Here is a 13,158-nt window from a genome sequence, read left to right as displayed (position 1 = left end):
AGGGAGCCGCAAAAATGGCGGATATCCGCCAACCAGCTTTCGTTTGCCCCGCGATGTCGCAAATGACGCCTCGTTGCGTAGAGAACAGAAGCATTTCTCCTCCTCCTCTCTCTTATTTTTCCTGTTTTTATATGCGGAGCCCGTTTCCTAACGACAGTTGCGACATGGTTGGCGAGGGCTCGCTGTGAGCGGGCCGTCTCGGGCGTGGCGGCTCAAGCGTGAGGCTGCTATCGCGGCTGCCTTGCCGCGCATCTGGCAGGTGGCCGCTGTCGGCTCTCTCAAAGGTCGCGGTGCAGCCGTGCAGGCGAAGGTCATCGCCGCTCTCCTGGAGAACGGCCATCCCAAGGCGCGCTCATACAGGGTGGCATCCGTACTCATCAGCCAAGTGCGCGCCGATGCCCGCGCCGGCAAGCCTGCCCCACAACCCAGCCCGCAGCTGGTCAGCCGAAAGGACGTGACATGACCCTGACCCTCCTGGGCCAGCAGGTGCCGCTTGCCGACATCCAGGCCAACGCCCTGGCCATCATCGAGCGCCATCGGGACGAGGAGCCGATGCTCTATTGGGGCGGGCTCTACGACATGCGGGAGAACCGCCAGCGGGCGTGCCGTGACGGCCTGACAGCGGAGGAGCGGCTGGCGAAGCTGCGGGCCGAGATGACCGAGGCCTGGCCGGTTGCTCAATTGATCCGAGCCGCCGAGTTCATCGCGCAGGCCCCGCGCATCGCCAGCATGAACCGCAAGCGCGGCTCCTACGGCTGGAAGCATGTGGCGGAGCGCTTTCACAAGGCGCGGGACCGCAGTGCGGACTACTACGTCGGCGAGGGCATGTTCATCATCGCCGCCAAGGCGATGGGGCTGCGGATGGAGCAGCCGATCGGCCACCAGCACTTCCGCTTCAACCTCAGCGAACGGTCGGTCACCAGCATTCCGGAGGTGCGGTACGGGTGATGGTGGAACTGGAAAAGCCGGAAAGCCGAGTTATCGCCTCTGTCCTGGCGCCGGAGTTCCGGGCGGCGCGGGTGGAACGCGAGGCGGCAGCCATCGAACGCGCTCGCCGTGTTGCTCCGCTGGAAGGCCACCCTGAGCATAAGATCGAGGAGCTGCGCCGCGGCGACCAGGGCCCGGTGCACCAGCGGAACCGCAGAAGGCTTGAAGTGGTTGACGCCACCGACCCCGTGGCCGGAGTGCCGATCCGCCGCGCCAGGCTGCGGGACCCGATGCGGCGCCTCGTGCTCCGCGACCACTGGCCGTACCGCCTCTACGTGGCGGCCGCGACCTTCCGCGACGACTGTGAGGTGGCGGCTGGCGGCGGCGCTGGCAGTCTGGCCGATGCCCTGGACAAGGCGCGCCTCGGGCTGCCGATCGTCACCACCTCGCTGCCCTGGCAGCGCAGTAACGCCGAGGCGCCTGGACAGATCGCAGCCCAACAGCGGTTGAAGGAGGCGTGGCGCGTGGTCGGCATCGTTGCTGGCGGCGTGTTCTCCTGGGTGGTCGTGAGCAACGGGTCGCTGGCCGACTACGACGAGTGCAAAGGGCTGAGGAAGGGCGAGGGCGGAAAGACACTGAAGGCCGCGCTGGAGCGGCTGGCGGATTTCTACGACGTGGGTGATGTGGAGATGCCCCCGAAATGGGATTGACCGCCGGGGTCATACTGTGCCAGGAAACGTCATCCTGTGTAGTTGCGCCCCGGCGGCTTCGGCTTCCGGGGCGCGGTGCGTTTTGGGGGTGTAGGCGCTAATTCGCTCGGTCGGGGCCGTATGCAGCGATCAGTTTCGCGCTGTCCCAGTAGGACCGATGGAGGCGGATCAGCCCCTCCTCGATCCTGAAAATCGTGCATCCTTCCAGGCCGACGGGATCCTGCCATTCGATGGCGGCCCACTGTCCCATGTAGATTTCATTGCGGATCAGGAGAGACATGCCGAGGGTGGCGAACGTCTTCGCGAGGCGGCTTCGAATTTCGTTCACGCCGAAGCTGGTGCCACCCGGAGCCAGTTCCATAACGGCGTCCGGGGAGTAAAGGTGCATGATCTCCCCTAAATCCCGCCTGTTATAGGCCTGTACCCAGAGGCGCACGGTTGTAGTGGCGGCCACGAGCAGCGTCCGATCGCGCGGGCTTGGCTGAGCAGGATGCGCTGTCCCGCGCCCTGGCGGGCAGTGTGACAGTTACGGTGCAGGACCGATTAGGTTGCAGGCGCAGGGTAAGCGGGCCGAGGCGGAGCCCAGGAGTGACTTATGCCGAAGCCCAAGGCTGCGAAGCTGAGCTTCCTGGCGCCGCGGCTCACCGCCATCGACACCCGCACCGCGCAGCCCGCACCCAAGGTCGCCGACCCGCACTACGCCACCCCTGAGCACCAGGCATGGCGCGCCGCCGTGATCCGGCGCGCGGGCGGCATGTGCCAGGCGCCCGGCTGTGGCCGCACTGGAGTGCGCCTCTTCGCCGACCACGTCCGCGAGCTGCGGGATGGCGGCGATCCCCTCGACCCCGCCAACGGCCAAGCGCTTTGCGGGGCGCATCACACGGCCAAGACGGCGTCCGAGCGGGCGCGACGGCAGGGCGAGCGGTATCACCGCCCCCGACCCGCCTGAGCCCCCCCCCGGGGGGGGGTATCGAAAGTCTGGCGGCCGAGGGGGTCCCTAACCGCACCGGGGGTCACGCAGAGAATTTTTCCCCTGCACATGGATTTCGGGTGCGAACCAGCGGTTCGCGGGAGCCACCGATGACCGACCGCGCCGAGACCGACTGGGAGGCGGTCGAAGCCGAATACCGGGCTGGCCAGCGGGCTATCCGTCAGATCGCCCGGCGGCACGGCCTGTCCGACACGGCCATCCGCAAGCGGGCCAAGGCTGGCGGATGGGTTCGCGACACTGCGAACCTGCCTGTCGAGGCCGAGCAGGAGCATATCCCGGCGAGGGCTGCGGTGGCATTCCAGCCCCCGGCGCCGCGCTCTGCCGTCTCCTTGGACGGCGGCGGCGATGAGGCACTTGCCCTTGGCGCGGATTTGGCTCTCCGGCTGCTGAGCGAGCTCGATCTGGCGACCTCGTGCCAGGACGAAATCGAGGACGCGATCAACGACGAGACGCGTAACGACAAGGACGGCCAGCGCCGCGCCTTGATGATGAAGGCGGTCAGCCTTCCTGCGCGGGTCATGACGCTTAAGACGCTGGCGCAGGTGGTGGCCGTCCTTAGGGACGCCGGCCAGGGCGCCGAGAAGGGCAAGAAGCAGCAGCGGCAGGAGAATGCCCAGAAGGCAGCCTCCGGCCGCTTCGCGCCGCCCGCCCCGCCTAAGCTGGTGGTGAACAACGGTTCATGACGCGGCCGACCTGGACCACGTCCTGCCCGGACTGGCCAAAACGCATCGTCGCCGGCCGCTCGCTTATCCCTTTCGCGCCCCTGAACAAGGCCGAGGCGGACGCGGCATTGGACGTATTCAGGTCGCTCCGCGTGGTGGACGTGGCGGGCTCCCCGACCTTTGGCGAGATCGCCGACCAGTGGGTCCTAGACTTCGTGGCCGCCATCTTCGGCGCGGTGGACGAGAGCGGACTGCGGCTCATCCGCGAGTTCCTACTGTGCATTTCGAAGAAGAACGGCAAGAGCACCCTGGCTGCCGGCATCATGCTGACGGCGCTGATCCGAAACTGGCGCCTGTCGAACGAGCTGTTGATCCTGGCCCCGACCATCGAAGCCGCGCAGAACAGCTTCAAACCGGCAGCCGACATGATCCGGCACGACCCGGAACTACACGCGGCGGACGGCGGGTTCCTGCACATCCAGGACCACATTCGCACCATCACGCACCTGACGACCAAAGCGACCCTGAAGGTGGTAGCGGCGGACGGCGCGACGGTAGTGGGCAAGAAGGCCGGCTTCGTGCTGCTGGACGAGCTCTGGGAGTTCGGAAAGAAGGCGCACGCTGACGGGATGCTGCGCGAGGCGACGGGCGGGCTGATCTCGCGGCCCGAGGGCTTTGTGATTTCGATCACGACCCACTCTGACGAGGCGCCGGCCGGGGTGTGGAAGGACAAGCTGACCTACGCCCGGAAGGTCCGGGATGGGGAAGTGAAGGACCCGAAGTTTCTTCCGGTCCTGTACGAGTTCCCGCCAGCGATGCTCAAGGCCGAGGCCTACCTGGACCCGACCAATTTCTACGTCACGAACCCGAATATCGGCAGTTCGGTCAGCCAGGAGTGGCTGGAGGATGAGCTTCGCAAGGAGATGGAGAAGGGGCCGGACACCCGGAACACCTTCCTCGCGAAGCACCTGAACATCGAAATCGGCGTCAAGCATGCCTCGGACGGCTGGGCTGGCGCGCGGGTTTGGACCCGCGGCGAAGGCGGGCCACGGACGCTGGAAGAGCTGGTCGAGCGTAGCGAGGTCGTAGCGCTTGGCGCCGACGGCGGTGGCCTTGATGACCTTTTCGGCTTCGGCGCCGTCGGGCGTGAGAAGGGCACTCGCCGCTGGCTTGGCTGGGCACACGCGCTGATCTCGCCCGAGGGATGGGAAATCCGCAAAGCGAACCGCCCACACTACGAAGACTTCGTACGTGAGGGCAGTCTGACCCGAGTGGATGGTCTGCCCGACGACCTGAACTGGATCGTGGCGCAGGTCGAGATGGTCAAGGACGCAGGCGTGCTGACGATGCTGGGCGTAGACCCGGCCGGCATTGGCGGCTTGGTCGAAGCCTTGGCTGAAATCGGCGTAACCGAGGAAGCCGGCACCTTGGTGGGCATCGCGCAAGGTTTCCGGCTGATGAATGCGGTGAAGACCGTCGAGCGAAAGCTGGCCGATCGAACGCTCGTGCACTCTGGGTCGAGCCTGCTCGCTTGGTGCGCGGGCAACGCGAAGGTGAGGCAGACCTCGACGGCGATGCTCATCGAGAGGGCGGCGTCCGGGTACGGGAAGATTGACCCGCTCATGGCGCTTTTCGATGCCGCGGCGATCATGAGCAAGAACCCGGAAGCGGCCCCACCCCTCGATATGGCGGCCATGGTCGTCTGATCGGAGCTTCAATGCAGCACCGCACATCGGTTTCGGACGGCGCGGGACTGGATTTCGTCATCTCCGACGGCAGCCGCGACCGGCACGGAACGCGGATAAACCCAGCCGGCTGGGAACTGACCAACTTTCAGCGCAACCCGATCGCCCTTTTCGGGCACTCCAGCGGGTTCCCGATCGGGCGCTGGGAGAACATCCGCATGGAAGGCGGCAAGCTGCTCGGCCGGCTGGTGCTGGCGTCCAAGGGCACGAGCGCCCGGATCGATGAGCTGGTGAGCCTGGTCGAGCAGGGCATCCTGCGCGCCGTCTCGGTGGGTTTCTCGGTCCTGGAATACGGCGTCCCGGGCAAGAGCCCATACGACTACATGAAGCAGGAACTCGCAGAGGTCTCGCTGGTGTCGGTCCCGTCCAACACCAATGCGCTCGCCAGGGCGCGCGGCCTGAACATCTCACCCGAAACGCTGTCCCTGGCCTTTGGCGAGCATGCCGATGCCGGCCTGGGACGCTCTGCTGACGGCGGGCACGCCGAACTCGAAACCGCGGACCGGAAGCGTGCCCGAGCGGGCCTTCCGCCGCTGCCGAAGGCACCCACGATGAACACCATCTCCCAGCGCGTTGAAGAGGCGCAGCTGCGCCTTGTCGCGCTCCGCGACCAGCTCACCGACCACCTCGGCTCCATCGGCGGCGAGCCCGACGACGCGGCCATGACGGTCACCGAGGACCTGAACGGCCGCATCGCCGCGCAGGAGCGGACCCTGGCCTCGTTCAAGGAGGCCGAGGCGCGCCTGGCTGCCACGAGCGAGATCACGACCCGCGAGAACGAGCCGCGCCGCCCCTTCGCCGCCCCCGCCGCCCCCAAGGTGCCGCCCAAGAGCTACGCCTATCGCGCCGCCACCCTGCGGGTCCTGGCACATGTGACGCGCCGCCCGATCGATGAGCTGCGGCAGGAGCGGTACGGCGACGATGAGCCGACCAAGATCATCACCGACGTACTGACCCGTGCGGCCAGCGCGCCGGCCACCACCGCCACCTCGGGCTGGGCCTCGCAGCTGGTGACGACGGTGAACGCCGACTTCATGCAGGACCTGATGCCGGCCTCCGTCTACCCGGGCCTGTCCGCCCGTGGCCTGCGCCTGAACTTCGGCCGCGCGGGCGTGGTCAACATCCCCTCCCGCAGTGCGACGCCGACCGTCGCCGGGTCCTTCGTGGGCGAGGGCTCTGCGATCCCGGTGCGCCAGGGTGCCTTCAGCTCGCAGAGCCTGACGCCGAAGAAGATGGCGGTGATTTCGACCTTCACCCGCGAGATCGCCGAGCACTCGACCCCGGCCATCGAGGGCCTGATCCGCGATGCGATGCAGGAGGACACGGCGGTCGCCATCGACACCGTGCTGCTGGACGCGACCGCGGCTTCCACGATCCGCCCGGCCGGCATGCGCAACGGGGTGACTGCCATCACGGCCATGACCGGCGGCGGTTTCACGGCGCTGGTGGCCGATGTGAAGGCGCTGATCGGCGCCCTGATCACCGCCACGAACGGCAACGTCCGCGCGCCGGTGTGGATCATGAACCCGGTGCAGGCCGTGTCCATCAGCCTGACGCAGAATGCCGGCGGCGACTTCCCCTTCCAGGCGGAGCTCTCCAACGGCCTGCTGCAGGGCTACCCCGTGATCCAGTCGCCGACCGTGGCGGCCGGCATGGTGCTGCTGGTGGACGCGGCGGACTTCGTCAGCGTCACGGGCGACGAGCCGCGCTTCGACGTGTCGGATCAGGCGACCCTGCACATGGAAGACACCACGCCGCTGGCGATCAGCGCGACCGGCACCCCGAACACGGTGGCCGCGCCGATCCGGTCGCTGTTCCAGACCGACACGCTGGCCGTCCGCATGATCCTGCCGATGAACTGGACCCTGCGGCGCGCCGGCGTCGTGGCTTGGACCCAGAGCGTCAGCTGGTAGCCGACGCGGGAGGCGGGGCTTCGGCCTCGCCTCCCTGATCTCCCGCACCCCTGAATGGAGGCTCAGACCATGCTGGACGAACCCGAAGACCTCACCCCGACCCCGACGCAGGCGGAGAACGATCGCGCCAAGCTCGCCGGGCGCGATCCTGCTGCGGCCATGGAGCCGCCCAAGGCCGATCAGGACAAGCCCAAGGCGGAGACCGGCGCGAAGGCCAGCCGCGAAGCCAAGGCCGAAGGCGGCGCGAAGTACGAGACCCGCTAAATGGCCGGCTGGCTGACGCGGGCGGTCCAGTCGCTGACGCGGTCGGGGGAGGGCGCCTCTCGCCCGGGCCCGTACCTGCTGAAGGATGGCTGGCTGTCCGCGACGGCCGGGCGGTACCTCAACTTCTGGCAGACCGGCTACTCCGTCCAGCCCTATGGCGAGGGCGGTGCCATGGTGGAGGCCTGCGTCTCTGCTTATGCGCAGACGGTAGCGATGTGTCCGGGCGACCACTGGCGCAAGCTGGAGAATGGCGGCCGCGAGCGCGTCGCCGGTTCCGCGCTGAGCCGTGTCGTCCGCCGGCCAAACGACTATCAGTCGATCTCCGACTTCCTGCTGAACCTGACACGGCGCCTCTACGCCCAGGGCGAGGCCTTTGCGCTGGGCGTGCGGAACGAGCGGGGCGAGATCGCCGAACTGCACTTGATGCGGCAGGGCACCGCACTGGTGGCCGAAGATGGGTCGGTCTTCTATTCCCTGAGCGGCAACGAGGTGGCGGAGCGCCGCTTCGACCTCTCGGCGCCAGTCCCTGCCCGGGATGTCCTGCACGTCCGGCTGCATACGCCGCGGCACACACTGAAAGGCGTCAGCCCCATCCTGGCGACCGCCCTGGACCAGCAACTGGCCGGAGCGGCGCTGAGCCAGCAGGTCGCCTTCTACCTCAACCAGGCGCGGCCCAGCTTCATGCTGGAAACCGACGAGAAGCTGACCCGGGAGCAGGCGCGCGACCTGCGCGCCGGCTGGGATGAGCAGACCAAGGGCGAGAATGCGGGCGGTACCCCGATCCTTTCCTGGGGCCTCAAGGCCAAGGCAGTCACGACTTCGGCGAAGGATGGTGAGCTCGCCGAGATACTCAGGATGAGCGAGCAGAACGTCGCCCTGGCTTTCCGCATGCCTCTGCAAGTCCTGGGGCTCGGTGGGACGACCTTCGCCTCGACCGAGCTGCTCATGCAGTCCTGGATCGCCTCCGGCCTGGGCTTCGCGCTGAACCACATCGAGGAGGCGTTTGGCCTCCTGTTCCGCCTGCGTGGCATGCCGGACGAGTATCTGGAGTTCGACACACGCGCGCTGCTCCGCAGCGCCTACCGGGACCGGATCGAGGCTCTCTCTCGCGGCGTGCTGAGCAGCATCTACAGCCCCGACGAAGCCCGGGCCTCCGAAGACCTTCCGGCCGTCCCTGGCGGCCACGGCGCCATGCCGCGCGTGCAGCAGCAGGTCGTCCCCCTGAGCTACGGCACCGACATGCGCCCACCGCAACCCGCATCGGCCCCGCCGACGCCTTCCGACGAGGATGCCGATGCAGCAGGCCGCGACTTCGGCGGGCTCGACCGCAGCCTCGCCGCCGAGCTTCTTACCGCGGCAGACGAGGCAGATCGACGTGTCACTGCCTGATGCGCTGCGGGACGCTCTCGGGCAGGTCATCGCGAACGAGCGCCGCGAGTGGCGCCGCGAGCGCGACCTGATCGAGGCGCAGGCGCGGGCCGCCATCGCGGAACTGCGGGCTGAGACGGTGGCGCTGCGTGCGCAGGTGGAAGAGATGGTTTCCGCACGCCTCGCGACCCTGCGGGACGGCAAGGATGGCGCCGACGGCCGGGACGGCAAAGACGGCCGGAATGGTGTGGACGGCAAGGACGGGCAGGACGGTCCTCCGGGTCGCGATGGTGCGGACGGGCGCGATGGCGCAGATGGGCCGCCGGGCGAGCCTGGTCAGCCCGGCGCTCCCGGTGAACCGGGAAGAGACGGCATCGATGGCAAGGATGGCCGCGACGGTGTTGACGGTGATCGCGGTCCACCAGGAGAGCCTGGTATCGCCGGTGAGCAGGGCCCGCGTGGTGAGGACGGGGCGCCGGGCCGAGATGGCGCTAGTGGCGAGCCTGGCCCCAAGGGGGAGCCCGGCGAACGCGGCCAGCCCGGCGAGCGAGGCGAAGCGGGCCAAGAAGGCGCACCGGGTCGGGACGGGGTCGATGGCCGCGATGGCCAGGACGGCGCCCAGGGTGAGCGCGGCGCTCCTGGCCCGATAGGCAAGCTGCCAACCGTCCGCGCATGGCGCGATGCCGTGCACTACGAGGGTGACGTGGTGACCCTGGGAGGCTCGGTCTATCAGGCGCAGCGGGACACCGGCCGCGAGCCGCCGCACGAGGACTGGCTCTGCATTGCGGCGGCCGGCCGCGATGGTGCGGATGGCCGCACCTTCACCATCCGCGGCACCTGGGCCGAGAGCGAAGCCTATCGGCACCTCGACGTGGTGGCGCTCAACGGTGCCTCTTTCGCGGCGCGCCGTGACGATCCCGGGCCGTGCCCTGGCGAGGGCTGGCAGATGATCGCAGCGCAGGGCAAGCGCGGGCAGTCAGGCGAACCGGGCCGCGCCGCGCGTGGAGAGCCCGGCCCGCCCGGCCCGCCGGTGGTCGCACTGGACGTGGACGCCGAGGGCATGCTGACCTTGACCAACGCGGACGGGTCGGTCGCGTCCCTCGACCTCTATCCTCTGCTCAGCAAACTGGCCGGCTGATGCTCACCATCGTCACCCCCGCCAGCAACCGCAAGCTGACGACGGCCAGCACTCTCGCTGACGAACTTGGTAGCGTCAGCGTGGTCGAGTTCGTGCGGATGGATCGCCTGATCGAGCGCGCTTCGGCCATGATTTCCCGCTACTGCGACCGCGGTTTCGCTCGCGAGGTGCTGCGGCAGGAGTTTCGGCAGCCGCTTCCGAACAGCATCCGCCTCGCCAGAAACCCGGCTGCGGTGACGGCCGTGGCCATTGATGGCGTGGCTCTGGCATCCAGCGACTGGCGTTTGGATGCTGATGCGCAGGTGCTCTACCGCGTCTCGCCGCAAGGCGCCGAGGTCAACTGGTGCGGCTGGCGGACGGTGGTGGATTACACGGCTGGCTATGTCCTACCTGGCGATCCCGGGTACGCCGCCGCTCCGCCCGACGAACGCCTGCCGGCCGATGTGGAGCACGCCTGCATCATGCTCTGCACTGCGCTTCGCTCCAGCGCTGGCCGTGATCCCATGCTCAGGTCCGAGAGCACCGAAGGGGTGGGCTCCACTTCCTGGATCGCGACCGCCGAGATGGGCGCGTTGCCGCCGCAGGTCGCAGACATGCTGGCGCCGTACCGACGCCTGACGGTCGGCTGACCATGAGCCACCACCTTGAAGCCCGCCGGCGGACGATCCTCACCCGCGGTCGGCCCATGACGCTGCGCCGCGAGCGCGCCGGGCAGGCTGCCCTCGTGGTGGAGGTGACCGGCTTCGCCCGCGCCTACCGCCCCGAGGAATTCCAGGGCGGTGTGCAGGCCAACGACCAGCAGGTGGAGATCCTGAACGACGAGATCGCGGCCGCGGGCTGGCCAGCACCGCCGGGCAATCCCGACCGGCTGGTGATGGACGGCCGCACCAGCACGGTGAAGGGCGCCCGCCCGGTCTACGCCGGCGCCGAGCTGATCGGCTGGTCGCTGTGGGTGAACGGGTGATGGGTGACGCGCACGCCATGGACGATGCGGCTATGCGAGAGCAGGCCGGCGCACCGATCACCGAAATCCGCGACCTCTACGATGTAGCCACCTACCTACGGGAGGAGGCGATGCTGGAATTGAACAACTGGCCCATTTCGACCGACGAATGGTCGCGCAAGAAGCGGGCGGCGGCGCTCCTGGCGATGCTGGGTGTGGTTGAGGCGGCAATCGACCGATGAGCAGCCCCGAGGTCTGGGCCGATGCTCGCGTGCTGATCACGGCCGGCGCCGCGGCGCTGAGCCTGCCCGTGGCCTGGCCGAACGAAACCTTCTCGCCCCCCGAGCCGCTCGGCCCCTTCCTGGCGGTGGAGGTGTCCGGCGACGGCGCCGAGCCGCTGGAACTGGGCGGCGGCGTCTGGGTCGAGGATGGCGCGATCCACCTGCACGTCATGGTGCCGACCGGCTGGGGCATCACGCAGGGCCTGCAGCTGCGCAAGGCGCTGGCCGACGGGTTCCGCGGCCTGCCGCCCCGGGCGGTGGTCTACGACCGCTTCACCCTGGACCCCGGCGGCATGGACGAGGACGGCAACTGGTTCCGCCTCAGCCTGCGCGTCGCCTACCGCTACCAGGACATCGGCATTCCAGCCTGACGGAGGGCCCCATGGCCAACAAGCGCACCACCGACACCCCCGCCGAAACCCCCGCCCCCGAGCCAGCGCCCCCGGTCACTTTCGCCATCTACGAGGGCGACAAGAAGGTCGGCGAGCAGACCCTCGACGCGGCCTTCGCACCGGTCCTGCTGGCCGGGCAGCGCGCCGAACTGGTCGAGCCCAAGGCGGCCGACTGATCCCGGGGCCGCCGGCCTCATCCCCCACCACCAGGGCGCTTCGGCGCCCTTTTTCATGAGGGCATGCCGCCATGGTGGCCACCACCTCCTACCAGGCGGGCGTCGAAACGTCGCTCGTCCAGATGGCTTACGTGCAGGAAGCCGCCTGGGGCGTCACGCCCACGGCCAAGCTCCAGCAGATACGCTTCACCGGCGAGAGCCTGCGGGGGCAGAAGACCCGCCAGCGTCCGGACGAGATCAACCCGTCCCGCGTGCAGTCGGCTCCGGTCACCACCGAGGAAAGTGCCTCCGGCGGCATCAACTTCGCCCTTAGCTACGGCACCTACGATGACCTCCTGGCCGGCCTGCTGTGCAACGATTGGGCGACCAACGTCCTGACCAATGGGCTGCTGTTCAAGTCCTTCCTGATCGAGAAGAGGTTCTCGGCGACGCAGCTGCTGCAATACAGCGGCGCGATGGTGGGTAGCGGCACGCTGGACATCCGCCGCGGCGCCTTCGTCTCCGGCTCGCTGAACGTGATGGCCAAGGAAGAGAAGAAGGCCATCACCTCCGCCTCCACCGGCGGGACCTACACCGCGGCCACCACCGGCCGCGTGGTGGACCCGGTGGGCGGCATCCGCGACGTGCAGATCGACGCTTCCGCGATCCAGGCCGTGTGCAACAGCATCTCGCTGAACATCACCAACGACGGCGCTGCCGCCGACTACGGCCTGGGTTCGGCCGCGGCTCAGGGTATGCGCATGGGCACCTTCGGCGTGAGCGGGTCGGTGGAGTTCTACTTCCGCGACTTCACCCTCTACGACCGCTTCAAGGCCGAGACCGCAGGCGTGTTCTCCTGGCGGACGCTGGACGCCGCCGGCAACGCCTACAAGTGGGAACTGCCCGTCGCGACCATGATGAACCCGACGGTGAATGCCGGCGGGCCGAACCAAGCGGTGATGGCGCGCTACGACCTGGAAGGCTCTGCCGACACCAACGGTGTGGCCCTGCGCATCACCCGCACGCCGATCACCTGATCGCTGCCCGGGCGCCGCGGCGCCCGTATGGCGTAGGGGCCGGCGATGCCTGCGGGGGCTCGCCGGCCCCGCCTCCCCGCATTCCCCGCACCTTCCCGCAGAGGATTTCCACCATGGCCACCCTTGCCAGCCTCACGGCCGCCGAAACCGCTGATCCGGAAGGCGACTGGATCGCCCCCGGCGGCGATGCCGACGACATCGAGGTGCGTACCGTCGGCTTCTCCGACGCCTACACCGATGCCCAGGCCCGCCGCCACCGCCGCCTGGCGCAGGCCTATGGCGGCGATGTCACGGCCGTGCCGGTCGCGCTGATGCGCAAGGCCAATCTGGACTGCCTGCTGCAGCACAGCGTGTTCGGCCTGCGCAACCTCAAGGGCGAGGACGGCCAGGACCTGCCGTTCGAAGAGGTGAAGCGCATGGTCTACGAGCCGCGCTTCCGGCCGCTAGCCGACGCCATGTTCGCCGCGGCCCGGCTCGCCACCGCGCGCCGCAAGGCGGATATCGAGGACGCGGAGGGAAACTCCGAACGGCTCTCCGGGAACACCTCGAATGGAGCCAGTACGCCGACCTGATCGGCGAACTGGAGGAGGACGAGCGGCCGGCCCTCACGGAGGTCGAGGGCTGGCTCGCCT

At 68.6% G+C, this 13,158-nt stretch carries 18 protein-coding genes; 16 read left to right on the top strand and 2 right to left on the bottom strand.

Translation table 11 applies throughout. The annotated features are described in order from the left end of the window. Positions 1–459: 459 nt before the first annotated feature. Positions 460–948: a hypothetical protein gene (locus ACLIBK_RS14350; protein WP_415387955.1), complete on the top strand. Its 489-nt coding sequence runs from the start codon at positions 460–462 to the stop codon at positions 946–948. Then, positions 948–1,637, top strand: a complete 690-nt coding sequence (locus ACLIBK_RS14345; protein ID WP_415388029.1) for a DUF6456 domain-containing protein — start codon at positions 948–950, stop codon at positions 1,635–1,637. The genes ACLIBK_RS14350 and ACLIBK_RS14345 overlap by 1 nt, the downstream gene beginning before the upstream one ends. Before the next feature lie 97 nt (positions 1,638–1,734). Here ACLIBK_RS14345 and ACLIBK_RS14340 read toward each other — a convergent pair whose 3' ends face one another. Then, positions 1,735–2,073 (bottom strand): nuclear transport factor 2 family protein, encoded by a 339-nt coding sequence (locus ACLIBK_RS14340; protein WP_415388028.1) that lies wholly within the window; start codon positions 2,071–2,073, stop codon positions 1,735–1,737. A 159-nt stretch (positions 2,074–2,232) separates the two neighbouring features. Between ACLIBK_RS14340 and ACLIBK_RS14335 the strand changes: the two genes are divergently transcribed. From ACLIBK_RS14335 to ACLIBK_RS14310, 6 genes are all read left to right on the top strand, one after another. Further along, positions 2,233–2,586, top strand: coding sequence for an HNH endonuclease signature motif containing protein (locus tag ACLIBK_RS14335; RefSeq protein ID WP_415387954.1), 354 nt, complete (start codon positions 2,233–2,235; stop codon positions 2,584–2,586). Positions 2,587–2,717: 131 nt separating this feature from the next. Further along, a complete protein-coding gene (locus ACLIBK_RS14330; protein ID WP_415387953.1) occupies positions 2,718–3,311 on the top strand; it encodes a terminase in 594 nt (197 codons plus the stop codon). Beyond that, positions 3,308–4,996 (top strand): terminase large subunit, encoded by a 1,689-nt coding sequence (locus ACLIBK_RS14325; RefSeq protein ID WP_415387952.1) that lies wholly within the window; start codon positions 3,308–3,310, stop codon positions 4,994–4,996. Before ACLIBK_RS14330 ends, ACLIBK_RS14325 begins: the two co-directional genes overlap by 4 nt. An 11-nt stretch (positions 4,997–5,007) precedes the next feature. Beyond that, complete coding sequence (locus ACLIBK_RS14320) at positions 5,008–6,948, top strand: phage major capsid protein (RefSeq protein ID WP_415387951.1); 1,941 nt, start codon at positions 5,008–5,010, stop codon at positions 6,946–6,948. 69 nt (positions 6,949–7,017) lie between these two features. Continuing rightward, positions 7,018–7,212 carry a hypothetical protein gene (locus ACLIBK_RS14315; RefSeq protein WP_415387950.1) on the top strand — a complete coding sequence of 65 codons (195 nt, stop codon included), beginning with the start codon at positions 7,018–7,020 and terminating at the stop codon, positions 7,210–7,212. Next, a complete protein-coding gene (locus tag ACLIBK_RS14310; RefSeq protein ID WP_415387949.1) occupies positions 7,213–8,601 on the top strand; it encodes a phage portal protein in 1,389 nt (462 codons plus the stop codon). Here ACLIBK_RS14310 and ACLIBK_RS14305 read toward each other — a convergent pair. Next, on the bottom strand, positions 8,591–9,271 hold the full coding sequence (locus ACLIBK_RS14305) for a hypothetical protein (protein ID WP_415387948.1): 681 nt from the start codon (positions 9,269–9,271) through the stop codon (positions 8,591–8,593). The genes ACLIBK_RS14310 and ACLIBK_RS14305 overlap by 11 nt on opposite strands. Between ACLIBK_RS14305 and ACLIBK_RS14300 the strand changes: the two genes are divergently transcribed. From ACLIBK_RS14300 to ACLIBK_RS14265, 8 genes are all read left to right on the top strand, one after another. Beyond that, positions 9,266–9,718, top strand: coding sequence for a hypothetical protein (locus ACLIBK_RS14300; protein WP_415387947.1), 453 nt, complete (start codon positions 9,266–9,268; stop codon positions 9,716–9,718). The two genes, ACLIBK_RS14305 and ACLIBK_RS14300, sit on opposite strands and share 6 nt — an antisense overlap. Further along, positions 9,718–10,347 carry a hypothetical protein gene (locus ACLIBK_RS14295; protein ID WP_415387946.1) on the top strand — a complete coding sequence of 210 codons (630 nt, stop codon included), beginning with the start codon at positions 9,718–9,720 and terminating at the stop codon, positions 10,345–10,347. The genes ACLIBK_RS14300 and ACLIBK_RS14295 overlap by 1 nt, the downstream gene beginning before the upstream one ends. Positions 10,348–10,349: 2 nt before the next feature. After that, positions 10,350–10,682, top strand: coding sequence for a hypothetical protein (locus tag ACLIBK_RS14290; RefSeq protein ID WP_415387945.1), 333 nt, complete (start codon positions 10,350–10,352; stop codon positions 10,680–10,682). Beyond that, the gene (locus ACLIBK_RS14285; protein WP_415387944.1) at positions 10,682–10,903 is read left to right on the top strand and encodes a hypothetical protein; all 222 of its coding nucleotides are present in this window, start codon (positions 10,682–10,684) and stop codon (positions 10,901–10,903) included. The genes ACLIBK_RS14290 and ACLIBK_RS14285 overlap by 1 nt, the downstream gene beginning before the upstream one ends. After that, positions 10,900–11,313: a phage tail terminator-like protein gene (locus ACLIBK_RS14280; protein ID WP_415387943.1), complete on the top strand. Its 414-nt coding sequence runs from the start codon at positions 10,900–10,902 to the stop codon at positions 11,311–11,313. The genes ACLIBK_RS14285 and ACLIBK_RS14280 overlap by 4 nt, the downstream gene beginning before the upstream one ends. Positions 11,314–11,324: 11 nt before the next feature. Further along, positions 11,325–11,510 (top strand): hypothetical protein, encoded by a 186-nt coding sequence (locus ACLIBK_RS14275; RefSeq protein ID WP_415387942.1) that lies wholly within the window; start codon positions 11,325–11,327, stop codon positions 11,508–11,510. A 71-nt stretch (positions 11,511–11,581) separates the two neighbouring features. After that, positions 11,582–12,526, top strand: coding sequence for a phage tail tube protein (locus tag ACLIBK_RS14270; RefSeq protein ID WP_415387941.1), 945 nt, complete (start codon positions 11,582–11,584; stop codon positions 12,524–12,526). Positions 12,527–12,639: 113 nt separating this feature from the next. Further along, on the top strand, positions 12,640–13,098 hold the full coding sequence (locus ACLIBK_RS14265; protein ID WP_415387940.1) for a hypothetical protein: 459 nt from the start codon (positions 12,640–12,642) through the stop codon (positions 13,096–13,098). The last annotated feature ends 60 nt before the right edge of the window (positions 13,099–13,158 follow it).

It is taken from the genome of Roseomonas sp. BN140053 (genome assembly GCF_047690175.1).
Taxonomy (GTDB): domain Bacteria; phylum Pseudomonadota; class Alphaproteobacteria; order Acetobacterales; family Acetobacteraceae; genus Roseomonas.
The sequence above is the reverse complement of the archived record's forward strand: the minus strand, read 5'-3'. Positions and strand labels throughout refer to the sequence as shown.